General features: G+C 68.4%; 27 protein-coding genes. 10 read left to right on the top strand and 17 right to left on the bottom strand.

Annotation, left to right across the window (positions count from 1 at the left end; all coding sequences use genetic code 11):
- Positions 1-59 precede the first annotated feature (59 nt).
- The gene (locus ACAM54_RS17680) at positions 60-1262 is read right to left on the bottom strand and encodes an ammonium transporter (protein ID WP_145746179.1); all 1203 of its coding nucleotides are present in this window, start codon (positions 1260-1262) and stop codon (positions 60-62) included.
- A gap of 171 nt (positions 1263-1433) precedes the next feature.
- On the bottom strand, positions 1434-2339 hold the full coding sequence (locus ACAM54_RS17685; RefSeq protein WP_369648423.1) for a LytTR family DNA-binding domain-containing protein: 906 nt from the start codon (positions 2337-2339) through the stop codon (positions 1434-1436).
- Between the two features lie 130 nt (positions 2340-2469).
- Here ACAM54_RS17685 and ACAM54_RS17690 point away from each other — a divergent pair, with 130 nt between their 5' ends.
- Positions 2470-3711 (top strand): acyltransferase family protein, encoded by a 1242-nt coding sequence (locus ACAM54_RS17690; RefSeq protein ID WP_369648424.1) that lies wholly within the window; start codon positions 2470-2472, stop codon positions 3709-3711.
- Here the strand turns inward: ACAM54_RS17690 and ACAM54_RS17695 are convergent.
- Positions 3647-4066, bottom strand: a complete 420-nt coding sequence (locus ACAM54_RS17695; protein ID WP_192323587.1) for a PaaI family thioesterase — start codon at positions 4064-4066, stop codon at positions 3647-3649. The genes ACAM54_RS17690 and ACAM54_RS17695 overlap by 65 nt on opposite strands.
- Before the next feature lie 220 nt (positions 4067-4286).
- Between ACAM54_RS17695 and ACAM54_RS17700 the strand changes: the two genes are divergently transcribed.
- Positions 4287-5909, top strand: a complete 1623-nt coding sequence (locus tag ACAM54_RS17700) for a DUF4139 domain-containing protein (RefSeq protein ID WP_369648425.1) — start codon at positions 4287-4289, stop codon at positions 5907-5909.
- A 14-nt stretch (positions 5910-5923) separates the two neighbouring features.
- On the opposite strand, the gene ACAM54_RS17705 is transcribed toward ACAM54_RS17700, so the two are convergent.
- Together ACAM54_RS17705 and ylqF are read right to left on the bottom strand one after the other, a co-directional pair.
- Positions 5924-6373, bottom strand: a complete 450-nt coding sequence (locus ACAM54_RS17705; RefSeq protein ID WP_209535979.1) for a transcriptional repressor — start codon at positions 6371-6373, stop codon at positions 5924-5926.
- A 35-nt stretch (positions 6374-6408) separates the two neighbouring features.
- The gene (gene ylqF / locus ACAM54_RS17710) at positions 6409-7380 is read right to left on the bottom strand and encodes a ribosome biogenesis GTPase YlqF (RefSeq protein ID WP_369648426.1); all 972 of its coding nucleotides are present in this window, start codon (positions 7378-7380) and stop codon (positions 6409-6411) included.
- Between the two features lie 205 nt (positions 7381-7585).
- Between ylqF and bamE the strand changes: the two genes are divergently transcribed.
- The 3 genes from bamE (at position 7586) to ACAM54_RS17725 (ending at position 9218) form a co-directional block, all read left to right on the top strand.
- Positions 7586-8185 carry an outer membrane protein assembly factor BamE gene (gene bamE / locus ACAM54_RS17715; protein ID WP_369648427.1) on the top strand — a complete coding sequence of 200 codons (600 nt, stop codon included), beginning with the start codon at positions 7586-7588 and terminating at the stop codon, positions 8183-8185.
- A 145-nt stretch (positions 8186-8330) separates the two neighbouring features.
- Complete coding sequence (locus ACAM54_RS17720; RefSeq protein ID WP_145746171.1) at positions 8331-8759, top strand: CBS domain-containing protein; 429 nt, start codon at positions 8331-8333, stop codon at positions 8757-8759.
- A 99-nt stretch (positions 8760-8858) separates the two neighbouring features.
- Entirely contained in the window at positions 8859-9218 is a 360-nt protein-coding gene (locus tag ACAM54_RS17725) for an HPF/RaiA family ribosome-associated protein (protein WP_145746170.1), read from the top strand.
- 9 nt (positions 9219-9227) lie between these two features.
- Here the strand turns inward: ACAM54_RS17725 and ACAM54_RS17730 are convergent, their stop codons facing one another.
- From ACAM54_RS17730 to ACAM54_RS17760, 7 genes are all read right to left on the bottom strand, one after another.
- Positions 9228-9674, bottom strand: a complete 447-nt coding sequence (locus ACAM54_RS17730; RefSeq protein ID WP_145746169.1) for a MerR family transcriptional regulator — start codon at positions 9672-9674, stop codon at positions 9228-9230.
- On the bottom strand, positions 9664-10095 hold the full coding sequence (locus ACAM54_RS17735) for a nuclear transport factor 2 family protein (protein ID WP_307697650.1): 432 nt from the start codon (positions 10093-10095) through the stop codon (positions 9664-9666). The genes ACAM54_RS17730 and ACAM54_RS17735 overlap by 11 nt, the downstream gene beginning before the upstream one ends.
- Before the next feature lie 101 nt (positions 10096-10196).
- Positions 10197-11120, bottom strand: a complete 924-nt coding sequence (locus ACAM54_RS17740) for an SDR family NAD(P)-dependent oxidoreductase (protein WP_192323593.1) — start codon at positions 11118-11120, stop codon at positions 10197-10199.
- A gap of 106 nt (positions 11121-11226) precedes the next feature.
- Positions 11227-11607 (bottom strand): response regulator transcription factor, encoded by a 381-nt coding sequence (locus ACAM54_RS17745; RefSeq protein ID WP_145746166.1) that lies wholly within the window; start codon positions 11605-11607, stop codon positions 11227-11229.
- 180 nt (positions 11608-11787) lie between these two features.
- Complete coding sequence (gshA, locus tag ACAM54_RS17750) at positions 11788-13344, bottom strand: glutamate--cysteine ligase (RefSeq protein ID WP_192323594.1); 1557 nt, start codon at positions 13342-13344, stop codon at positions 11788-11790.
- A gap of 120 nt (positions 13345-13464) precedes the next feature.
- Entirely contained in the window at positions 13465-13764 is a 300-nt protein-coding gene (locus ACAM54_RS17755; protein WP_015866417.1) for a putative quinol monooxygenase, read from the bottom strand.
- A complete protein-coding gene (locus tag ACAM54_RS17760; protein WP_369648428.1) occupies positions 13761-14432 on the bottom strand; it encodes an alpha/beta hydrolase in 672 nt (223 codons plus the stop codon). The genes ACAM54_RS17755 and ACAM54_RS17760 overlap by 4 nt, the downstream gene beginning before the upstream one ends.
- A gap of 108 nt (positions 14433-14540) precedes the next feature.
- On the opposite strand from ACAM54_RS17760, the gene ACAM54_RS17765 reads away from it, so the two are divergent.
- Positions 14541-15008 (top strand): Fur family transcriptional regulator, encoded by a 468-nt coding sequence (locus ACAM54_RS17765; protein ID WP_369648429.1) that lies wholly within the window; start codon positions 14541-14543, stop codon positions 15006-15008.
- 14 nt (positions 15009-15022) lie between these two features.
- Here ACAM54_RS17765 and zigA read toward each other — a convergent pair whose 3' ends face one another.
- Positions 15023-16216 carry a zinc metallochaperone GTPase ZigA gene (zigA, locus tag ACAM54_RS17770; RefSeq protein ID WP_369648430.1) on the bottom strand — a complete coding sequence of 398 codons (1194 nt, stop codon included), beginning with the start codon at positions 16214-16216 and terminating at the stop codon, positions 15023-15025.
- Between the two features lie 114 nt (positions 16217-16330).
- Between zigA and ACAM54_RS17775 the strand changes: the two genes are divergently transcribed.
- On the top strand, positions 16331-16993 hold the full coding sequence (locus tag ACAM54_RS17775; RefSeq protein WP_369648431.1) for a glutathione S-transferase: 663 nt from the start codon (positions 16331-16333) through the stop codon (positions 16991-16993).
- On the opposite strand, the gene ACAM54_RS17780 is transcribed toward ACAM54_RS17775, so the two are convergent.
- A complete protein-coding gene (locus ACAM54_RS17780) occupies positions 16994-17899 on the bottom strand; it encodes a LysR substrate-binding domain-containing protein (RefSeq protein WP_145746160.1) in 906 nt (301 codons plus the stop codon).
- A gap of 133 nt (positions 17900-18032) precedes the next feature.
- Between ACAM54_RS17780 and ACAM54_RS17785 the strand changes: the two genes are divergently transcribed.
- A complete protein-coding gene (locus tag ACAM54_RS17785; protein ID WP_369648432.1) occupies positions 18033-19364 on the top strand; it encodes an MFS transporter in 1332 nt (443 codons plus the stop codon).
- A 37-nt stretch (positions 19365-19401) separates the two neighbouring features.
- Positions 19402-20505: a M14 family metallopeptidase gene (locus ACAM54_RS17790; RefSeq protein ID WP_369648433.1), complete on the top strand. Its 1104-nt coding sequence runs from the start codon at positions 19402-19404 to the stop codon at positions 20503-20505.
- Between the two features lie 4 nt (positions 20506-20509).
- Here ACAM54_RS17790 and ACAM54_RS17795 read toward each other — a convergent pair whose 3' ends face one another.
- The 3 genes from ACAM54_RS17795 to ACAM54_RS17805 all read right to left on the bottom strand — a co-directional run bounded on the left by ACAM54_RS17795 (position 20510) and on the right by ACAM54_RS17805 (position 22137).
- Positions 20510-21307: an enoyl-CoA hydratase/isomerase family protein gene (locus ACAM54_RS17795; RefSeq protein WP_307697645.1), complete on the bottom strand. Its 798-nt coding sequence runs from the start codon at positions 21305-21307 to the stop codon at positions 20510-20512.
- 58 nt (positions 21308-21365) lie between these two features.
- A complete protein-coding gene (locus ACAM54_RS17800) occupies positions 21366-21791 on the bottom strand; it encodes a hypothetical protein (protein ID WP_145746156.1) in 426 nt (141 codons plus the stop codon).
- A gap of 73 nt (positions 21792-21864) precedes the next feature.
- The gene (locus ACAM54_RS17805) at positions 21865-22137 is read right to left on the bottom strand and encodes a DUF2164 domain-containing protein (protein WP_145746155.1); all 273 of its coding nucleotides are present in this window, start codon (positions 22135-22137) and stop codon (positions 21865-21867) included.
- A gap of 101 nt (positions 22138-22238) precedes the next feature.
- Between ACAM54_RS17805 and ACAM54_RS17810 the strand changes: the two genes are divergently transcribed.
- Positions 22239-23426: a YncE family protein gene (locus ACAM54_RS17810; RefSeq protein WP_369648434.1), complete on the top strand. Its 1188-nt coding sequence runs from the start codon at positions 22239-22241 to the stop codon at positions 23424-23426.
- Positions 23427-23434: the final 8 nt, after the last annotated feature.

Raw genomic sequence — 23434 nt, forward strand, 5'->3', positions numbered from 1 at the left:
CTCCTCGGGCGGTTGCAAAGGGCGCCGAGAATAGCCCAAGCCGATCTACCGCGCAGCACTCACCAATTGACCTCCCGCTCCGGCGTCGCCGAGATGTGGTGGATCGACAGGTCGGCGCCGTCGTATTCCTCTTCCTGCGTGAGGCGCAGCCCCAGCGTGGCCTTGAGCGCGCCGTAGACCGCCGCGCCCGCCAGCGCCGCCCATGCCACACCCATCAAGGTGCCGATGAGCTGCGCCCACACGCTCACGCCGCCGATGCCGCCCAGCGCCTGGGTGCCGAAGATGCCCGCCGCGATGCCGCCCCAGGTGCCGCACAGGCCGTGCAGCGGCCAGACGCCGAGCACGTCGTCGATCTTCCACTTGTTCTGCGTGAGCGTGAACATCACCACGAAGATGGCGCCGGCCACGCCACCCACCACCAGCGCGCCCAGCGGATGCATCAGGTCGGAACCCGCGCACACGGCCACCAGCCCGGCGAGCGGGCCGTTGTAGACGAAGCCGGGGTCGTTCTTGCCCAGCGCCAGCGCCACCAGCGTGCCGCCGACCATTGCCATCAGCGAATTGACAGCCACCAGGCCGGAGATCTTGTCGATGCTCTGCGCGCTCATCACGTTGAAGCCGAACCAGCCCACGCACAGCACCCAGGCGCCCAGCGCCAGAAAGGGAATGTTCGAGGGCGGATGCGCGCTCAGCGAGCCGTCGCCGCGGTAGCGGTTGCGGCGCGCGCCCAGCAGCAGCACGGCCGGCAGCGCGAGCCAGCCGCCCACCGCGTGCACCACGACCGAACCGGCAAAGTCATGGAACTCGCTGCCCGTGGCCGAGGCGATCCAGGCCTGGATGCCGAAGGCCTTGTTCCAGGCAATGCCCTCGTACAGCGGATAGACAAAACCGACAATGACCGCCGTAGCGATCAATTGCGGCCAGAACTTGGCGCGTTCGGCGATGCCGCCCGAAATGATCGCCGGAATCGCCGCCGCAAAGGTGAGCAGGAAGAAGAACTTCACGAGCTCGTAGCCGCTCCTGGCCGCAAGCTCGGTGGCCCCCACGAAGAAGTGGGTGCCATAGGCCACGCCATAGCCCACGAGAAAGTACACGATGGTCGAGACCGAGAAGTCGACCAGGATCTTGACCAGCGCATTGACTTGGTTCTTCTTGCGCACGGTGCCCAGTTCCAGGAAGGCGAAACCGGCATGCATGGCCAGCACCATGATCGCGCCGAGAAGGATGAACAGCGCGTCTGCGCCCTGTTTGAGTGCGTCCATTGGAGCTTCTTGCAGTTTTTGGTTTTGAATTGGTGCATGCACCCGAATTGCTCGGGCCAGCGCCGCAAGAAAGCAAAAATGGTGCCTAAAAGCTCATTAGTGGTGCGTCACAGGTGGAAATGGGCGTTCCCAGTGCAGCGTTCGCACCGGAACAGGACGGATCGGCCCCAATCAGCTCGCCCCGGCGCGCAAGGCCTCGCGATAGCGCCGGCTGCACGGCACCGTGCTGCCATCGTGCATGTGCAGCCGGGCATCGCCCCCGTCGAGCGGCTCGATTTCCTTGATGCGGCCAAGATTGACCGCATGGCCTCGGTGCACGCGCACGAAATGGGCGGGGTCGAGCTGCGCCAGAAAATCGGTGAGCGTGGCGCGCAGAAGGTAGTCGTGGCCGTTGACGTGCAGGCCGACGTAGTTGCCTTCGGCCTGGAGCCAGTCGATGTCGCTCGCGGCAATGAGGAATTCGCGCCGCAGCTTGCGCACCAGGAAGCGCTCGGGGCGCGCGGGCGGCGCAACTGCCTGATGGGCTTCGGCGGGCTCGGCGGCCGCTGCTGCCGCCGCCTCGGGCGGGTCGAGCACGCGCGCCTCGCCCTGCAGCCGCAGCATGAACACACCGTAGGCCCAGATGCCGAACACCATCGACAGGTAGGCGCGCACGTCCTTCAGGTATTCGTAGCCCCAGCGGCCGGTCCAGCCGGCGAAGTCGTAGCGCTCGCCGGCCGCCGCATAGACCATGGCGCGCAGCGCGAACATCGCCGCCACGTGCACCACGCTGAAAACGACGCTGGCCGCCAGGTGCCACCCCAGGTAGCGCAGCAGATGGGTGCGCGCCAGCGGCGACAGCCGGTGCTGGATGGCCACCACCGCCGGCACCAGTGCCAGCAGCACGAGGTGGCTCGACATCTCCCAGGTGACGATTTCCCACGCGGCGCGGGGCACGGCGCGGTCGCGCGCGTCGATCAGCGCCACGGTGGTGTTGAACACCGCCTGCAGCGCCATGAAGACGATCCAGAAGCCCACTTCCACGCGGCGGCGGATGGGTTCGTAGCGCTCGTACAGGTTCTTCCGGGAATCTGCCATGCCCGGGATTCTCGCGATCCGCGCTTCCCATGGGCGAATTTCGTCCCCGCAGGCCACCGCTCGTCACAAAAGGGCCGGGATCCGTCCCTTGTGCAGTCGGCGCGCGGCGGGTGGACGCAACCATCGACCGATGAGCACAACCCCAGCCCCCCTGCCCGACCGCCGGCACGACATCGACGCGCTGCGCGCGCTGGCCTTCCTGCTGGTCATCCTGTACCACGTGGCGATGTACTACGTGGCCGACTGGCCCTGGCATCTCAAGAGCCCGCATGCGGCCGAATGGCTGCAGTGGCCGATGCGCATGCTCAACCTCTGGCGCATGGACCTGGTGTTCCTGGTCTCGGGGGTATCGCTGGGCTTCCTGAGCCGCCACCAGGGCACCTGGGGCCTGCTGCGCAGCCGAGGCGTGCGGCTGATGCTGCCGCTGGCCTTCGGCATGGCGGTGGTCGTGCCCTACCAGGCCTATGCGCAGGGCGTGGCCAGCGGCCTGGTGGCGCCAGGCTTCGGCGCCTTCCTGCTGCGCTATCTTTCGATGGGCGATCCGTGGCCGAAAGCGGCCTTCGACGGCGCGGAGTTCGGCATCACCTGGAACCACCTCTGGTACCTGCCCTACCTGTTCAGCTACACGGCGCTCATCGCGCTGACGCTGCCGCTGTGGAAGTCGCCGGCCGGCCAATGGATGCGCCGCCGCTTCAACGGGCTGCGCGGCTGGAAGCTGCTGTTGCTGCCGGCGCTTCCGCTGCTGGCCTGGACGATGCTGCTGGCCCGGCACTTTCCGCCCACGCACAACCTGATCCGCGACTTTCACCTGCACAGCATCTACTTCACCGTGTTCCTGTACGGCTACTGGATGGGTGTGGACACGGGCGTGTGGCGCGAACTGGAGCGCCTGCGGCGGGTGTCGCTGGCACTGGCTGCGGCGGCGATCGCCACCTTCATCGCGCTGAGGCTCGGCGCCAAGGGGCCGCCTTCCGGCGTGCTGATGGACAGCCTGCGCGTGCTCTACCTGTGGCTGGCGGTCGCCACCATCCTCGGCCACGGACACCGCCACCTGAACCGACCGTGGCCGTGGCTGCGCTGGGCCAACGAGTCGGTGTACCCGTGGTACGTGCTGCACCAGACGCTGATCATCGCGGGCATTGCGCTGCTGGCTCCGCTCGCGCTGGGGCCGGTGCTGGAGCCCACGCTGCTGGTCGTGCTGACCATCGTGGGCTGCTGGCTGCTCACCGACGGGCTGATCCGCCGCTTCAACTGGCTGCGGCCGCTGTTCGGGCTCAAGCGCCGGCGCGCCGGCGGCAGGGCCGCAGTCACTTCGCCGGCGGAGGTTCTTGCACCGGAACCAGGATGGCGCTCCCCGTCGCCACGAGCTTGAGGCTGTCGCCATCGCCCTGGCCATAGAGTTCGGCGGTGGCGAACACCTGCTTGCGTCCGGCCTTCACCACCTTGCCGCGCGCAATGAAGGCACGGCCCAGCGCGGGCGACAAACAGTTCACCGAGAAGTGCGAGGCCAGCACGCGGCCGGCCACCGTGGCGGCCGCGAAGCCGCAGGCCGTGTCGAGCATGGCGCCGATGAGCCCCGCATGCAGGAAGCCGGCGTACTGGCCCATGTCTTCCTCGCGCCATTGCATGCGCAGTTCGGCTTCGCCTTCGGCCGCGCGGGTGACTTCGAAGCCGGCCCAGCGGTTGAAGGCGGCGGTCTTGTTGATAGCCTGGATGGTGTCGAGCATGGAAGGTCTCCTCTGGGCAGAAGTGCATCGGCGATGGGCACGGCCTACTTTATGAAGCGCAGCCGCCGCAGGTCGTCGCGCGTGCGACCGGCCGCGCCGCCGCGGTTGCATGGGCGACAGCAATGCCCGCGACGAAAAAATCCGCAATGACTTAACCCCGTTGGACGAGCCCGGCCGTATGAGTGGAGACAAGCCATCCATCCACTTCCGAAGGTTCTCCATGCAAGCACCCTCCACCGCCTTCCTTCTTCTCCGTGCCAGCTTCGCCGCCACCGCCTGGCTGGCGGCAAGCGCCGGCGCCCACGCGCAAGCCGCAGCCGACAACTCGCGCATCACCCAGGTCAAGGTCTACCCCGGCAGCGCCACCGTGGAGCGCGTCGCGCGCATTGCGGCCGGCAGCCGGTCGGTCACCTTCGCCTGCCTGCCCGCGGGCCTCGACGTACAGAGCCTGCAGGTGTCGGCCGGCGCATCGGTGCGCGTGGGCGAGACCTCGGTGCTGAGCGAGGCGCGCGAACTGTCGCCCCGCTGCGCCACCAGCGCGCTCGATGGCCGCATCCGCGAACTCGAGGACCAGAAAGCCGCGCTGCAGGCCGAGAACGACGCGCTCGGCATGGTGACGGGCTACCTGAAAGGGCTCTCGGGCGGCAGCGGCGAATCGGCCCAGGGCGCCCGCACGCCGATCGATGCGCGCAACCTCGCCGCGATGGCCGAGGCGATGCGCCGCACCGGGCAGGATTCGCTGCTCAAGCAGCACCAGATCCAGCGCAGGCAGGCCGACATCGACCGGCAGCTGAACCCGCTGCTGGCCGAACGCAAGCGCTCGCAAGGCCATGGCGCGCAGGTGATGGCCGTGACCGTGACGCTGGCCGCCAGCGCCGATGCCGACGTGAAGCTGAGCTACCAGGTCGCCGGCCCCGGCTGGACGCCCACTTACCGCGCGCTGCTCGACACCGCCACGAGCAAGGTGCGCATCGAGCGCCAGGCGCTGGTGGCGCAGGCCACGGGCGAAGACTGGCGCGGCGTGAAGCTGGTGCTCTCCACCGGCCAGCCGCGCCGCGAGACCGCGGGCCGCACGCCCAGCGCGTGGCGCATCGGCATCGAGCCGCCGCCGCGTGTCCAGGGGGGCATGCCCGCGATGATGGCGGCGCCCGCGCCCGCCGCATCCGCCGACCGGCGCGCCATGGCCGAAGCCACGGAGCCTCTGTTCGACGTCAACGTGTTCGACAACAGCTTTGCCACCGAATTCGCGGTGCGCCAGAGCATCGACGTGCCCTCCAGCGGCCAGCGCGTGACGCTGGCACTGGGCCAGCACGAAGACACGGCCAAGCTCGCGGCCCGCACCAGCCCGCGCGTGGACGCCAGCGCCTTCCTGGTGGCCGAGCTTGCGCAGCCGGCAGGCGTCTGGCCGGCCGGTCCGCTGCAGCTCTACCGCGACGGCAACTTCGTCGGCAGCGGCCGCTGGAGCGCGCCGAGCGACGCCAGGCTCACGCTGTCCTTCGGCCGCGACGAACTCGTGCGCGTGCAGGCCGAGCCCGAGAACGACAGCCAGGGCACGGGAGGCTTTGCCGGCTCGCGCGCCGAGCGCAAGGTGCAGCGCGCCTACGTGGTGGAGAACCGCCACCGCACGCCGATCGCGGTGCAGGTGCTCGAGGCGGCTCCCGTTTCGGTCGACGAACAGGTGCGCGTGGCCGCGCAGTTCTCGCCGCAGCCCGCCGAGCTGGCCTGGAACAAGCAGCCTGGACTGGCCATGTGGCGCTTCGATCTGGATGCCGGCAAGACCGCGCGCGTCGCGGCCGACTACACCATCAGCTATCCGAAGGACGCGCGCCTGCAGATGCGCTGACCTGCCGCCGAGCGTCAGTGGGCCCTGGGCGTCCGCGCCTTGCGGGTGGCACCGGCGCAGGCCGCGCACACGCCATGCAGCGTCACTTCATGGCTCTTCACCTGGAAGCCCTTGGGCACGAGGTCGGTCATCGGCCCGGGGCAGGCATGCAGCATGAAGACCTGCCCACAGCTGCTGCAGTGAAAGTAGTGATGGTGGTGGTCGGCCTCTTCGCCGTGATGGCGCGAATGGGGGTGCGCATCGGGCTTGCAGGCCACTTCGTAGCGCGCCGGTTCGCCCGGCAGCTCGACCTTGGCGATCTCGCCGTCGGCCAGCAGCATGGACACCTGGCGGTACACGGTGGAGAGGCTGATCTCGGGCACGATGGCACGGGCGCGCTCGAGGATTTCCGGCGCGGTCAGCACCAGGCCGGTGTCGCTGAAGGCCGAAAAGACAGCGTTGCGTTGGCGCGTGAGGCGTTGCATGGCTCGATGATAGTGGGCGGGCGGCCTGCGGCTGGTCAGTCCGGCGGTGGCCCTTCGCCCTCGGCGGACTCGGCGGCCGGCTTGCGCTTCTTGCCGCGCGCCGCCTTCTTTGCTGCACGCTCCGCATCGGCACGCAGCCCCTCGGCGAGCCACTGCGCAAACTCCTCGGGCGTCTCGAGCGTGACGCGTCCGAGGTTGCCCGCGCGGAACTCGTGCATCACGATCTCGGCGGCCTTCTGCAGGTTGACGCGGCCCTTGCCCAGCAGCGCACCGCGCTTGCGGCCGATGGCGTCGAGCACCTCTTCGTCCTTCATGGCAGCGATGGCGGCGGCGTCGTGCTCGGCCAGCTTGAAGCGTTCGGTGAGGCCCGCCGCGTAATGCGCCTTCAGGTAGTTGAGCAGTTCGAGCGCCACCTCTTCCTCGTCGAAGGCATTGCGCCCCACGGCGCCGCTGGCCGCCAGGTTGTAGCCGCTCTTGGGCACCACGATGCGCGGCCACAGCATGCCGGGCGTGTCCCACAGGTAGAAATCGTCGGCCAGCGTGATGCGCTGCTCGAGCTTGGTGATGCCGGCCTCGTCGCCGGTCTTGGCCTTGCGGCTGCCGGTGAGCGTGTTGATGAGCGTCGACTTGCCGACATTCGGAATGCCGCAGATCAGCACGCGCATCGGCTTGGCCATGCCGCCGCGGTTGGGCGAGAGCTCGTGGCAGGCGCGCACGATGGCCTGTGCGGGTGTGGTCAGGCTCGCATCGAGCGCAATGGCGCGCGTGGCCGGCAGCGCGTTGTAGTGCGCAAGCCAGAGCGCCGTGCGCGCGGGGTCGGCCAGGTCCTGCTTGTTGAGCACCTTGAGCGTGGGCCGGCCAGCCGTGAGTTCGGCCAGCATCGGGTTGGCGCTGGAGCCGGGCAGGCGCGCGTCGAGCAGCTCGATGACCACGTCGATGTCCTTCACCCGCTCGGTGATGGCCTTCTGGGTCGTGTACATGTGCCCGGGGAACCACTGGATCGCCATCGAGGGTGTTCTTTCTTTCGCTCTGTGGGGGAAGGTGCGGGCCTGAAGGCCGGGTGCGCATTGTGGACCGCGCTGTGCGGCAAATCACGCCGCTACGCTTTCTGTAGCTGCACGGGCCCATTTTGCCTGCGCCTGGGCGCACTGCGCCCTCTAGAATCCGCGCGCTGCATGCGCAGCCATTTTCAATAAGTACCGAGGGAAATCCATGTTCAAGCGCCTTGCCGCTGCCGCCCTGCTGGCAGCCACCGTCGTTCCCGCGACCGTCGTCCACGCCCAGCGTCCCTCGCCGCCGCCGGGCCCGCTGGTCAGCGGCTACCTGTGCTGCAACATGCGCACCTACGGCAACTCGATCAGCGACATCAACTACGACGAGCAGGGCACCAGCATCGTGGCCGTGGGCACGCCGGCGCGCATCACGGGCTACGACTTTCGCTGGTTCAACCTCGATCTCGCGGGCAAGCCCCAGCGCATCAAGAACGACTACAGCCGCAACATCACCCTGATCGACTTCGCGCAGCGCTACGTGGTGACCGAAGACCCCAAGCTGAAGATGGCCGCCTTCCCGCCCGCCGTGCGCGACGCCATCGCCGCCGGAAAGGTGGCGCCCGGCATGACGCGCGAACAGGTGCTGATGGCCATCGGCTACCCGGTGGCCAGCGAGAACCCCAGCCTCGATGCGCCCATCTGGCGCTACTGGCGCGACAGCTGGTCGGAGTACCAGGTGAGCTTCGACGACAAGGGCCTGGTCAAGACCGTGGTGGGCGACCCGGTGGCGCTCAGCCGCGTGCTCGCAGCAACACCTTAGTTCGCGTGGGTGCGCGTGCCGGCGCGGCACACGCAATCTCCTGGAGGTTTTTGCATCGCGGAGGAGGTTCCGCCCCTATCATTTGACCGAGTGCGGCGCATGGACGCGCCGGTCGAAGCCGAACCTTTTTGATGGAGTTACCGCGATGAAACCCGTCTCCGAACTGCTCAAGCGCCACGATTCCGCGGCCTGGCGCACCTCGCCCGACACCAGCGTGTTCGATGCGCTGGCCACGCTGGCGCGCTTCGAGGTGGGCGCGCTGATGGTGATGGACGGTGACAGGCTGGTGGGCTTCCTGTCCGAGCGCGACTACACCCGCAAGGTGGCGCTGCAAGGCAAGAACTCCAAGGAGATGAAGGTCCGCGAGATCATGACGCCCGACGTGATGACCGTGACCCCGCAGACCCGCACGCGCGCCTGCATGGCGCTGATGAGCCAGCGCAAGTTCCGCCACCTGCCGGTGGTCGATGGCACCAAGGTGGTGGGCATGATCTCCATCCAGGACCTGATGGACGACATCATTGCCGACCACGAGGCAACCATCGCGCAGCTCACGACCTATATCCAGAGCTGAATCCCGCCCCGCTCCGGGGGTTGGGGAACATGCCTACGCGTACCTGGGGCGTTTAGGGCGCACAGTAGAGGCTCGTTCATCCATCATCAGGGACAAGGCATGCAGATCCAGGTCAACACGAGCAATGGTGTCAACAACAAGGACGCGCTGGAGCGCTGGGCCGACGCCGAGATCAAACAGCAGCTGGGCCGCTTCGTCGACGACGTCACCCGCGTCGAAGTGCACCTGAGCGACGAGAACCACGACAAGGCCGGCGCCGGAGACAAGTGCTGCGTAATGGAAGCACGCCTGGCCCACCATCAGCCACTGGCCGTCACCCAGCACGCCACCACCCTCGACGAGGCCTTCCGCGGCGCAGCCGACAAGCTCAAGCGCCTGCTCGACAACACGCTGGGCCGCCTGAACAACCACCGAGACCGCGATTCGATCCGCAAGGACACGGGCTTCATCGCGGAGTAGGCAACCGGGCTACCGCGCCTTTCGCCGGGGCGGCGGCGCGCGCGGCGCTTCGGCGGGCAGCAGGGGCGGCCGGTGGCCGCTTTGCATCCAGTCGTCGTAGAAATCGATCTTGCGCTCGACCAGCGACAGCGCCTGGTTCCAATCCGCAATGGTCTCGGCCACGCGCGCGCGGTGCGCGGCAAGCAGGTCGCGGCGCTGGCGCAGCGTGGCCTTGCCCTGCAGTGCCAGCGCGGTGTATTCGCGCATCCCGGCGATCGACATGCCGGTGCGGCGCAGCCGGTCCATCAGGTCGAGCCAGCCGACGTGCAGCTCGCCGTACAGGCGCCGTCCGCCATCGTCGCGCACGACGCCCGGCACCAGGCCCTGCGTTTCGTACCAGCGGATGGCGTGCACGGTGCGGCCGGTGCGCTGTGCCAGCTCCCCGATGTGAAAGGGCGCGCCGCCCTCAGCCGGCATGGGCAGGAACCGCAGCCGGCGGCGCCTCGAGCGCCTGCTCGACCAGTGCGGTGTCGAAGTACTCGGTCAGCTCTTTCACCTTGCCTCCTTCGATGCGGTAGATGTAGCAGTAGCGGTTGTTGTAGCGCTTGCCGGCCCGGGTGGGCACGTCGCCGCTGAACAGCACCACCACGCGGTCGCCCTCGGCAATGATGCGCTCGGTCTTGCTCACGTAGGGCCCGGCAAACTGCGCGAACAGCGGCTTGAGCAGCTCTTCGCGGATGGCGGCCTTGCCCGCGTAGGTGCGCGACCACGGCGTGCTGCCTTGGAGCGTCCAGCGGGCGTCGTCGGCCAGGCTGTCGATGAAGAACTGGCCGTTGCCCTGGTCCAGCTCGGAATGGATGCGCTGCACCAGCGCCCTGCTGTCGTCTGTCGTGTTCATGGCTGCTTTCCTGGGGAATGAATGAACCGGAAGGCCCGGTGAAACCCATTGGAAATGCTCGAGTGCACTCGAGGTCAAGCGGCCATGGACCGGATTGCGGATCAGCCTTTGCGGGCGTTGGCCATCGCCTTGCCGACCTCGTTGCTGCCCTGGGCCGAACCACTCTGCGGCACGATCTCGCCCTCGCGCGAAGTCACCTCGGCGAGCCGTGCGGCCAGCTGCTCGGGCGTGTCCACGCCGATGCCGAGCCAGGCGCCCTGCGTCAGCGTGATGTGCGCGGCCTCGAAGGTGCCGGCGCCGGCGCAGAGGATGGTGCGGTTCGGCGCGTTCTCGGCCGCCAGCACCAGCATGGCGGGCACCACTGCCTCGGGCTTGAGCGCGTCCAGCACTTCCTGCGGCATCAGTCCCTCGGTCATGCGGGTGGCCGCCGTCGGCGCCAGGCAGTTGACGCGGATGTCGTTCTTCGCGCCTTCGATGCTCAGCGTCTGCATGAGCCCCACCAGCGCGAGCTTGGCGGCGCCATAGTTGCTCTGGCCGAAGTTGCCGTAGAGGCCGGAAGACGAGGTGGTCATGACGATGCGGCCGTACTTCTGCTCGTTCATGAGCGCCCAGACGGCCTTGGTGCAGTTCACCGCGCCCATCAGGTGCACGTCGACCACCAGCTTGAAATCGGCGAGCTCCATCTTGGCAAAGCTCTTGTCGCGCAGGATGCCGGCGTTGTTGACCAGGATGTCGACCCGGCCCCAGGCGTCGACCGCCTGCTTCACCATGGCCTGCACCGCCTCGAAATCGGTGACGGAGGCGCCGTTGGCCATGGCCTGGCCGCCTGCGGCCTCGATCTCGTCGACCACGGCCTGCGCCGCGCTCACCGAGGCGCCGGAGCCATCGCGGGCACCGCCCAGGTCGTTGACCAGCACCTTGGCACCGCGCGCCGCCAGGGCCAGCGCATGCTGGCGGCCCAGGCCGCCGCCCGCGCCGGTCACGATGGCCACGCGGCCCTTGAAGTCGATGGTGCTGTTGCTCATCTCGCTGCTTTCTTTCCTTGGGAATGGGTGTGCCGAAGGCCGCCACGACGGCCGCGTGGCGTTTTACCCCAGAAAGGCGTCCCGGCGGGGCCGCCCGGAAGCGGGCTCAGTCGCGCGCGTGACGCAGCGTTTCGCAGTAGGCCACCAGCTGGTCGAGCTCGGCCGACTTGTCGAAGAAGGCATCGGCGCCCAGCTGCGCGGAGCGCTGGCGCATTTCGGAGGTGGCGTAGTTGCTCAGCACCACGACCTTCTGCTTGGCCGCGCGGCCGCGGCAGGCCCTGACCACGCCCAGGCCATTGCCGCGTTGCAGGAAAAGATCGACGATGGTGAGGTCCCAGTCGTCGCGGTGATTGTCGAGCCAGCGCACGGCCTCTTCCTCGCTGCTGGCGCAGGCCACCACGTCCGCGTCGGCCACGTCGTGCAGGAAGCCGACGAGGTTTTCGCGGATGAGAGGGCTGTCCTCGACAAGGTAGGCCTTGAAAGTCATGCCGCAATCTCCGGCCGAGCCACGGGCCGGAGTGAAAATCTGAAGCGTTCGGAATGCATGCCACCCATGGTCGCCGCGGTGGCAGCGCGCACGGTGGGCGATGCCGGCCAATGCCTGTAGGCCATCGCGCCTCGCGCCTGTCGTCAGGCGGGCCGTGTGGCAGTGGGACGCGCTGGACGGTCAGGCCGCGACGGCCACCCGCCCGCGGCCCAGCCCCAGGCGCGCGGGGGACACGTACTGCTCCCGGTAGATCTCGAAAGGCATGGTGTCGGCGGCTTCGATGCGCTTCTGCTCCTGGATCGATTCCTCGGTCATGCGCTCGAATTCGGCCTGCTGCTCGGCCGAGAACGGCAGCGCCAGCAGCGTGGCGCGGGTCTGCTCCGCCTGCGCGCGCACGAAGCCGATGAAGGAATTGCCGTGCCGCTCTTCGACCGCCGCCAGCACGCGCGCCGAAGGCAGGCTGCCGGGATTCTGCAAGGCGGCCAGCGCGGCGCGCACCGCATCGGCATGCTGCGTGCCGCCGCTCGCGGCATCGAGCGCGGCGGCGATGGGCCGGCACTGCTCGACCAGCTCGATGCCCCAGTCGGCCAGCCCCACCTCGCGCCCGCCGCGCAGCAATTGCAGGCCCGGTTCGCGTCCGCGCGCCGCCGTGAGGTGCTGGTTGTGGGCCAGCTCGGCGATTTCCTGGGGCGTATCGGCCGGGCTGTCGCTCAGCAGACACTGCAGCAGGAACACGTCGAGAAAGCGCATGGTCTGCGCGTTGATGCCCACCGGCTCGAAGGGATCGAGGTCCATCAGCCGCACCTCGACGTACTCGACGCCGCGCTCGCGCAGCGCATGCAGCGGGCGCTCGCCGGGGTGGATCACGCGCTTGGGCCGGATCGTGCCGTAGAACTCGTTCTCGATCTGCAGCAGGCTGGTGGCCAGCTGGTTGTAGTCGCCGCCGAGATTGCGGATGCCGATGGCCTCGTAGGCCGGCCAGGGCCGCGTGAGCGCGTCCTGCAGCGAGGCGGCGTAGCCCTCGAGGCTGTTGTAGCTCACGGCCAGCGAGGCCTGGGCGTCGCTCTGGTAGCCCAGGCGCCCCATGCGCAGCGACGTGCCGTGCGGCATGAACATGCTGCCGTCGCCCAGTGGCTGCAGCTCGTGCGGGCGCCCCGCGACAAAGCTCGAGCACAGCGCGGGCGAAGCGCCGAACAGGTACAGCAGCAGGAAGGCATGGCGCCGGAAATTGCGGATGAGCGCGAAATACTGTTCGCTGGAGACGTCGGGCAGCGACCAGTTGTAGTGGATGCCCGAGATGGTCTGCATGCGCCGCCCGTAGCGGTGGCTCAGGCCCATGCGGTAGACGCTCTTGGCACGCCCGACGTTCGAGGAGCCGTAGCGGCCGATGGGAATGGTCTCATCGGTCGGCAGGCCGCAGGGCATGCTCGACACCCAGAGGCGCTCGTCGCCGAGCGAGGCGAGCACGCGGTAGGTGAACTGGTGCACGCGCGTGAGCTCCTCCAGCGCCGACTCGGCGCTGGCATGCACGCCGGTGATGAGCTCGAGCTGCGATTCGCTGAAGTCGGTGGTGATGTGCGGATGGGTCAGCGCCGATCCCAGGGCCAGCGGGTGCGGCGTGAGCGCGAGCTTGCCGTCCGGCAGCGCGCGCAGGCTTTCCTTCTCGATGCCGCGCCGCATGCCCTTCAACCGCGCGGCTGAGAGCGCACCCAGCCTCTCCTGCAATCTGCTGCTCATATTGTTATGACCCGTCAATCTCTGAGGGGCTGGAAGGTAGCACGGCCGCGCGGGCGCTGCTCGTGCAGGGAATCCCGCCTTCCGCTATGCTGCGCGCCGCTATTGTTTTGATAGCTTGGCTCATGCGGGCTCGATCTCTTCCGACTGGTAGATGGAGATCTGCGGCGTGCCGTCGGCCATGGCGGCCAGCGCCTTGCCGAAGGCGCGCGACGCCTCGACGCGGAAATGCGCCTTCAGCGCCGCCATGTCGCTCCAGCGCTCCACGAAGCTCAGCCGCAGCGGCTGCTGCACGTCGGCGCTGACCTCGTGCGAGATGCAGCCGGGCTCGGTGCGCGAGCGCAGCACGTGCTCCACGCTGATGGCCAGCATCGCCTGCAGGGTTTCGGGTTTCGCCATGGCGTGTCCGATGACGAGGATCATTTTTTCGTCTCCAGCACGTGCAGGAGAAACCGGTTCAGGTCGGCAATTTCTTCCATGCAGACCGAGTGCGCCATCGCGTATTCGTGCCACTCGACGGGATGGCCCAGCGCGACGAGCGCGTCGCGCGACTGCAGCGCCCGTTCGAGCGGCACCACCGGATCCTGCCGGCCATGGGCCAGGAAAACCGGCGTGTCGTGGTTGGCCGCATGCCGCTCGGCCGCGGTGGTGGCGGCAATCGGCAGGTAGCCCGACAGGCCGACGATGCCGGCCAGCCGCTCGGTGTGGCGCAGCCCGGTCAGGAGCGCCATGGCGCAGCCCTGCGAGAAGCCCGCCACCACGATGCGGTTGGCCGCGATGCCGCGGGCTTTCTCGTTGGCGATCAAGGCCTCGATGGTGGCCTGCGAGCGGCGCAGGCCGGCCTCGTCCTCGCGCGCCGCCAGGTCGGCCACGGCAATGTCGTACCAGGCCGGCATGCGGTAGCCGCCGTTGATGGTGACGGGGATCACCGGTGCATTGGGAAAAACGAAGCGCACCGGGCCCACGCTCGAAAGCTCGAGCTCGTTGGCAATCGGCACGAAATCGTTCCCGTCGGCGCCCAGGCCGTGCATCACGATCACCGTGGCGGTGGGACTCGGAGCGGTCTCGATTTCGATCGGGGATCTGGACATGGTCGGTAGAAGGTATTCAGGAACGCGAAAAACCAGACCTTAGCGCATTCGGGCCGCCCGGGGCACGGGCTCACGGAATGCAACACAATGTCGGTTCCAGGAAAACCAATGAGCCCGCATCCGAAGCCCTCCATCGCCGCGACGGCGTCCGCCAGCGAAACCCTGCTGCGCAGCAGCGGGCTGCGCGTGACGCGCGCCGCGCAGACCGTGCTCGAATTGCTGGAGCACGCCTCGCAGCCGCTCACACACGACGACGTGGTGGCCGCCTACACCGCCGCCGCCGGCGAGGCGCCCGACCGCGTCACGGTGTACCGCGTGCTCGACCGCCTGGTCGACGCCGGCCTGTGCGACCGGCGCGTGGGCGCGGACCGCGTCAACCGCTTCTCGCGCCATGTGGAAGCCGCTTCGGGCAACACCTTCGAATGCGACCAGTGCCACAAGGTGCTCGCGCTCCCCTCCGACCCCGAACTGCCCAAGGTGATGAGCCGGCTCGGCCGCGAGCTGCGCAAGCAGGGCATCGACACCCGCCACACCGCGCTCACGCTGCATGGCACCTGCGGGGAATGCAGGGGCTGAGCCCAAGGGGCCGGCTACACGTTCCAGGACGGAAAAGGATCGGGCAGATTCGCCCACGACGAAGCGCCGTGGCGCATTTCGCTTTCGGTCAACAGGCAGGCATCGAGCCGCGCACGCAGGGCCGCCTCGTTCATTCCGATACCGATCAGCACCAGCTCCTGGCGGGCATCGCCGGTGGCCGGGTCCCAGTTCCTGCGGATGGTTTCCAGCGCTTCCTCGTCGGCAGGCCAATGTTCGCGTGGCACGGCGGCCCACCACAAACCCGCCACACCGTAGCGGCAGGCACCGCCCGCCTGCGACCATGAACCGGCCCGCGTGGCGCGGCTCGCCAGCCAGAAAAATCCCTTGGAACGCACCACACCCTCCCACTCGCCTTGCACCAGTTCCCAGAAGCGCTGCGGATGGAACGGCAGGCGCGCGCGGTAGACGAAGCTGCGGATGCCGTAGGCATCGCTCTCGGGCGGGTGCTCGCCGCGCAGTTCGGCCAGCCAGCCGGGTGCGCGTTCGGCCTGCTCGAAGTCGAACAGGCCGGTGTCCAGCACGCGGTCGAGCCCGACGCGGCCGAACGCCGCAATTTCGATGCGCGCACGCGGATTGAGGCTGCGCAAAATGGCCACCAGACGCGCGCGCTCCTCGGCACTCACGAGGTCGGTCTTGTTGACCACCAGCACGTCACAGAACTCGATCTGCTCGATCAGCAGGTCGACCACGGTGCGCGTGTCCTCGTCGCCCAGCGACTGGCCGCGCTGGCCCAGGCTGTCGGGCGAGCCGTAGTCGCGCAGGAAGTTGAAGGCATCGACCACCGTCACCATGGTGTCCAGACGCGCCACGTCGGCCAGGCTCTTGCCGTCCTCGCCGGCAAAGGTGAAGGTCTCGGCCACCGGCAGCGGCTCCGAAATGCCGGTGGATTCGATCACCAGCTGGTCGAAGCGCCCTTCCCTCGCGAGCCGGCCCACTTCAAGCAGCAGGTCTTCGCGCAGCGTGCAGCAGATGCAGCCGTTGCTCATCTCGACCAGCTTCTCGTCGGTCCGCGAGAGCTCGGCGCCGCCGTTCCGCACCAGCGCCGCGTCGATGTTGACCTCGCTCATGTCGTTGACGATGACCGCCACGCGGCGGCCCTCGCGGTTGTGCAGGATGTGGTTGAGCAGCGTGGTCTTGCCGGCGCCGAGAAAGCCGGACAGCACGGTGACGGGGAGGCGGTCGGTCATGGGGATGGCCCTATATGCAACAGAATTGCATTATATGAACCATCGCAACACAGTTGCGTTTGAGTTCGACCGGTCTTCCACCGGCGCTGCCGCGCGCATAGACTCCTGCGCTCGATGCAAGACCCTCGCCTGCCCATCCTCTACAGCTTTCGCCGCTGCCCCTACGCGATGCGCGCCCGGCTGGCCTTGGCCGCCAGCGGCGAGCATTGCGAACTGCGCGAAGTGGTGCTGAAGAACAAGCCGGCCGAGATGCTCGCCGCTTCGCCCAAGGGCACGGTGCCGGTGCTCGTGCTGCCCGGCGCCACCGCGCTGGAGCAGAGCCTCGACATCATGCTGTGGGCGCTGCGCCGCAACGATCCGCTGCGCTGGCTCGCGCCCGAGGCGGGCACGCTCGACGGCATGCTCGCGCTCGTGGCCGCATGCGACAACCACTTCAAGCCGCAGCTCGACCGCTACAAGTACCCGGGCCGCTTCGCGGACGCGCCCTCCGGCGGCGCGCGCGAGCTGGGTGCGCAGTTCCTGCTGCAGTTGGAAGCTCGGCTCGCCAGTGCCGGGCCGCAGCTCTTCGGCGCGCGGGCGGCGCTGGCCGATGCCGCCGTCATGCCCTTCGTGCGGCAGTTCGCGATGGTCGAGCCGGCATGGTTCGAGAGCCAGCCCTGGCCGCTGCTGCGCGCCTGGCTCGCGGGCTGGACCGCCTCGCCGCTGTTCGAGCGTGCGATGCACAAGTACGCGCCCTGGGTTCCGGGCGAAGCGGGTGCCGCCTACCCGCCGGCCTGATCAGGCATTCATCGCAGCCAAGGAAGCGCGCTGGATGCACTCCACGAAGTGCCGCGCGGCCGGCGTCAGCAACTGGCCGCGCCGGCGTATCACGCACACGCTGAGCACGGGCAGCGGCTCCTCCACCTCGACCCGGCGGATGCCGTGGCGCTTGAAGGTCAGGCGCACCAGCGGCTCCACGAACATGCCGATCAGGTCCATGGTGCCCACCAGTGCCAGCGCCACGGTGACCGACTGCCCCTGGATCACGCGTGCTGGCGGTGGCAGGCCGAGCGGCAGCAGCGGCGAGATCGTGTCGCGGCCGCTGAAGTGGTCGCCGTCGCCGGGCAGTATCCATTCGGCCGTGTACAGCTCGCGCAGCGACCGGCTCGCGCGCAGCGGATGCCGCTCGCGCATGCCGATCACCAGCTGCACCGGAAAGAGCTCCAGCGCCTCGAACTCCGCGTCGAGCGTGCCGGGCACCACATGCGCGACGGCAAAGTCCAGGTAGCCCTCGCGCAGCCGCGACAGCATCATCGGCAGCACGGCCTCGCTGAACTGCACATGGACCGCGGGCAGGCGGGTGTGGAAATCCTTGAACGCCACGGGCAGCACCGTGAGCGCGAACGAGGCGCTCACGGCCATCGATACCGTGCCCTTGACGCCGTCGCGGATCTGCGCGATCTCGTCGCGTGCGCGGCGCATGTCGGCCAGGAGCAGCCGCGCGCGCGGCGCAAAGGCCTCGCCGTATTCGGTGAGCCGCACGCCCTTGACGCTGCGCTCCACCAGCGGCGCGCCCACCTCGCGCTCCAGCTCGCGAACGATCTTGGTCACCGCGGGCTGCGAAAGCCCCAGCACGCGCGCCGCAGCGCGGATGCTCATCTGCTCGACCACGGCCACGAAGGCATGCAGCTGATTGGGTTTCATCGGAGGGAATGACAACCAAAAGTTATCGTCATCGCCCAATTATTGTCTTTTCAGCAGCGGACCCACTCTTTAGCATCCGACGCCGATCAGGCACTTCCCCCGGCCTGCCATCGCAACAAGACACTGGAGAGACATGAGCGCCCTTTTCCCCGCGAACTCCGCGATCCCCGCCGCCACGAGCACCAGCCGGCGCCGCACCATCGTCGCCACCACCATCGGCAACGGCCTGGAGTTCTTCGACTTCACCATCTACGGCTTTCTCGCGCTGGTGATCGGCAAGCTGTTCTTCCCGACCTTCGATTCCTACGGCCAGCTGCTGCTCACGGTGGCGAGCTTCGGCGTGGGTTTCATCATGCGGCCGCTGGGCGGCATCGTGATTGGCGCGTACGCCGACCGGGCAGGCCGCAAGAAGGCCATGACGCTCACCATTTTCCTGATGGCACTGGGCTGCGCGCTGATCGCCTTCACGCCCACCTATGCGGCCATCGGCGTAGCCGCGCCCATCGTCATCGTGCTGGCGCGGCTGATCCAGGGCTTCTCGGCCGGCGGAGAGGTGGGCGCATCGACCACCCTGCTGGTCGAGCACGCCACGCCGGCCAACCGCGGCTACATGGCCAGCTGGCAGTTCGCGAGCCAGGGCCTGGGTGTGATGCTCGGCGCCGTGGTGGTGGGCGGCCTGAGCTTCTCGCTCACGCCAGAGGCCATGCAGAGCTGGGGCTGGCGCGTGCCCTTTGTGCTGGGCATGCTGATCGCACCCGTGGGCATGTACATCCGCCGCCACCTCGAGGAGTCGCTGCACATCTCGCCGGAGGCGGCCGTCGCGCCGCGCGAAAGCAGCCTGAAGATCGTCTGCACGCGGCACGGCCGGACGGTGCTGGCCGCGATTCTCTCGCTGGTCGGCGGCACCACGGCCGCCTATGTGGTGACCTTCTACATGCCGACCTATGCGGTGCGCGAACTCGGGCTCACGCCCTCGGTGGCGCTGTTCGGCGCTGCGCTCACGGGCCTGATCTCGTTCGCGCTGGCGCCACTGGTGGGGCGGCTGTCGGACGTGGTCGGGCGCAAGCCGTTGATCCTCTGGAGCCGCATGGCGATGGCGGTGCTGATCTATCCGGGCTTCCTGTGGCTCAACGCCTCGCCGACACCTGCCGTGCTGTTCATCGTGCTCGGCGTCTTGAGCGTCGGCCTCGTGGTCCAGACGGTGCCGGGCATCACGATGCTGCCGGAGATGTTCCCGAAGGCGGTGCGCGCGAGCGGCATGTCGCTGGTCTACAGCGTGGGCGTGGCGCTGTTCGGCGGCTTTGCGCCCTTCATCAGCACCTGGCTGCTCAATGCCACCGGCAGCAAGCTCGCGCCGGCCTGGTACCTTGTGGCGATGACGGTGGTGTCGCTGCTCGGCCTCGTCTGGCTGCGCGACCACACAGGCCGCGACATCGATGCGGCCGGCGCACACGCAGCCGCCTGACGAACAACACTCACGACATCCACGCACAGGAGCCCCCATGCACACCCCCTCCACTGCCGCCACCCGCCATTTCTCGGGCACCTACGCCGAAGCGCGCGCCAAGTTCCTCGATGCCGCGGCAATGCGCGGCGCCGCGGTCGAATCCTTCGTGCTGCCGACGCATCGCGGCGCGCTCGGCGAGGAACTGGCGACCGACGTGGCGCTGATCGGCACCAGGGATGCGAAGAAGCTGCTGCTCGTCACCTCGGGCACGCACGGCCCCGAGGGCTTCTGCGGCTCGGGCGCGCAGCTCGCCACGCTGCACGACGCCGACCTGCTGGGCCGGCTCGAACAGGCGGGCGTGGCGCTGCTGCTGGTGCATGCGGTCAACCCGCACGGCTTTTCGCACCTGCACCGCACCAACGAGGACAACATCGACCTGAACCGCAACCACATCGACTTCGGCGCGCCGCTGCCGGTGAATGCGGAGTACGCCGAGGTCGAACCGCTGGTGCTGCCCGCCACCTGGCCGCCGACGCCGGCCGACGATGCCGCCATGGCCGCCTATGTCGAAAAGCACGGCATGCGCGCTTTCCGCGCAGCCGTCACCCGGGGCCAATACAGCTCGCCCGACGGCCTGTTCTACGGCGGCACCGCGCCTTCGTGGAGCAACCGCACGATGCGCGCCATTCTCCGCAGCTACGCCGCGTCGGCCACGCACATCGGCTGGATCGACATCCATACCGGCCTCGGTCCCTACGGCCACGGCGAGAAGATCTACCCGGGCCGCAATGCGCCGGCCGATCTTGCGCAGGCGCATGCCTGGTGGGGCGCCGACGTGTTCGCGCCCTTTGCCGGCGATTCGGCCTCGGCCGACGTATCGGGACCGGTGGTCTCCACCGCCTACGACGAGTGCCCCAACGCCAGCATCGCGCCCATGGGCCTGGAGTTCGGCACGCTGCCCGACGGCGAAGTGCTGACCCGCCTGCGCGCCGACACCTGGCTGCGCCGCCACCCCGAGGCGACCGATGCGCAGAAGCGCGAGATCCGCCAGCAGCTGCGCGACGCGTTCTACTGCGACAACGACGAATGGAAGGGCATGGTGCTGGGCCAGACGCGCGTGGTGCTGCTGCAGACGCTGCAGGGCCTGCGCAAGGCTTGACCGATCAGCCGAAGTTCGGTGCGCGCCGTTCGCGCAGCGAGGCCACGCCCTCACGCACGTCGGCGCCCGCGAAGCCCATGAATTCGAGCGCCAGCGAGGCGTCGAAGGTCGGGCCGGCCTGGCGCAGCCAGTTGTTGAGCGCGTACTTGGTCAGGCGGATCGCACTCTGGCTGCCGGCCGCGAGCCGGTCGGCCACTTCGTAGGCGCGCGGCAGCAGATCGGCCTCGTCCACCGCGAGCGACACCAGGCCGATGCGCTCGGCCTCCGCGCCGCTCACCGGTTCGCACAGCAGCAGGTGGTACTTGGCCTTGGCCATGCCGCACAGGAGCGGCCAGACGATGGCTGCGTGGTCGCCCGCCGCCACGCCCAGGCGCGTGTGGCCGTCGACGATCTTCGCGTCCTTGCTCGCGATGGAAATGTCGGCCAGCAGCCCCGCCACCAGGCCCGCGCCCACGGCCGGGCCGTGCATTGCGCTCACGATGGGCTTGTCGCAGTTGATGATGTTGTAGACCAGGTCGCGGGCTTCTTTCCAGACGCGCTGGCGCACCGCGTCGTCGGTGGTCATGTCCTGCACCATGGCCAGGTCGCCGCCGCCCGAGAAGCCCAGCCCCTCGCCCCTCAGCACCGCACAGCGCACCGTGTCGTCGGCCGCCACGTCGCGCCAGATCTCGGCCAGTTCGCGATGGCCGTCGTGGCCTGCCGTCGGCAGCTTGCCGTTGGTGGCGCGCATCTGGATGTCGAGCACCGCGCCGTGGGCGCCGCGGCGCGTGATGGCAAGGGTCTGGTAGCGGGAGTAGTCCATGGTGTCTCCGCCCCGCATCGCATGCGGGGACTTTCTTTGGCGTCGAAGGACGGGACGCCTATTTTCGCGCCGCCACCTCGCGGCAGCGCTGCACATTCGCCTCGAAGCGCGGCGCCAGCCCGGGCTCGCAGCCGTCGCTCGCGGGATTGAGCCTGCACATGCCGACGACCACGTAGTCCATCACCGCCTCGGTGCACATCGGGTACTTGGCCAGGTCGGGATTGGCCTGCGCCTTGAAGCCCCAGCGCTCCGAGAACTCCACCGTGCGGGCCATCGCGCCGTGGAAGAAGCTGCGGTCCCTGGCGGCGATGGCAGCCTCCATGCGCGGCAGCTCCTCGTTCAGGTAGCCGACCGAATCCAGTGGGAACGACGCCGGGTCCTGCTGGGCAGCCGCGAGGGAAGCGGCCAGGACGAGCGGCAAGGCGGCAAGGGTGCGCAGCAGCGAAGAAGGAGCAAAACGCGAAATGGGACGGTGTGGTTGCATGGCTTGGGATTCTGCAACGTTTGGAAGCATCTTTGAACGCCGGACGATGCGTGCGCACGACGCCCGGCGCAGGCTACCGGCTCTTTTTCTGCCGTTCGAACTTGCGCCAGTACTGGAACTCGTCCTCGTGCACTTCGAGATCGACCTCCGAGATGCGCGACTGCAGCCGCTCCTGCACGTCGGCCACGGCCTTGTTGTAGACGATGGGGCCGACCTCTTCAAGAAAGAAGCCGAGCAGCGCGCCGGCCGCGATGTTGCCGATCTTTTCTTCCATGTTCTCGTTGAAGTAGCGCTCGATCGACGCGATCGCCTGCTGGCGGGCTTCCTTGGAGATCTCGATGGTCATGCGTGCCGCTCTCGATGGTGGATCGATCGATTGTGCCGCTACCATGCGCTGCGGGCGCCTGCGGCCCGCCGCACAAAGACCTACAACACGGAGACCGCCTCATGAAATTCCATCCAGCCGGACTGGCCGCGCTTGCCCTGGCCGCCCTCACGGGCTGCACGAACCTGACCCCCACCGTGCCCCAGCGCCAGCTGATGCTGGTGGCCAACGACGAGAAGCAGTCGTGGAGCGACGCCGGCGCCGTGATCCTCGCGCCGATGGGGCGCGACACGGTGCAGGTGCTGGACATCGGCACCGATCCGCTGGCGCCCAGGTTGGTCGGCAGCCTGCAGCTGGACAACACCATCGCCGGCCCGCCCGTCAACCTCGCGATCACCCCCGGCGAAACGCTGGCGCTGGTGGCCAATTCGCTCAACGTGGTGGAAGAGAACGGCATCCGCAGGCAGGTGCCCGACAACCGCCTCTTCGTGCTCGACCTGAGCACCGCCCCGCCCCGGCTGCTCGACACGCTCACCGTGGGCAAGCAGCCCTCGGGCCTGTCGATCAGCCGCGCCGGCAACCTCGCGCTGGTGGCCAACCGCGCCGACAACTCGGTCAGCGTGCTGCGCATCGCGGGCAAGCAGGTGACGCTGATCGACACCGTCGCCATGGGCGATTCGGTGGCGCACGTGCGCTTCACGCCCGACGGCAAGCGCGCGCTGGCGGCCAAGTTCACCAGCCACAAGATCGCGCTGCTCGAGGTGAACGGCGAGAAGGTCAGCTACAACAAGGTCGACCTCGCGGCCGGCCTCTGGCCCTACAACGTCGACGTGACGCCCGACGGCAAGCTCGCGCTCACGGCCGACAACGGCAGCTCGGGCGCCTCCGACGGGCAGGTCGACACGGTGAGCGTGATCGACCTCGAAGCGGCGCCGCCGCGCGTGGTCGACAAGGTGGTGGTCGGCGACGGGCCCGAGGGCCTGGCCGTGAGCCCGACCGGCAAGCATGCGGTGGCCGTGATCCTGCGCGGCAGCAACTCGGCGAAGAACGCCTACTTCTACAACCGCAACGGCTCGGTGGTGCTGCTGAAGATCGATGGCAAGAAGGTCACGCGCGCCAACGAGGTGGTGGTGCGCGGCCTGCCCGAAGGCGCCGTGTGGAGCGCCGACGGCAAGTACCTCTACGTGGGCAACTTCATCGACCAGGACATCACGATCCTGCGCGTGGACGGCGACACGCTGGTGCCCACGGGCAAGTCGTTCCCGCTGCAGGGCCATCCGGCGGCAATGCGCGGGACAATGTCGCACTGACGCAACCC

The organism is Variovorax sp. V93 (assembly GCF_041154485.1).
In the GTDB taxonomy this organism is placed as follows: Bacteria; Pseudomonadota; Gammaproteobacteria; order Burkholderiales; family Burkholderiaceae_C; genus Variovorax; species Variovorax beijingensis_A.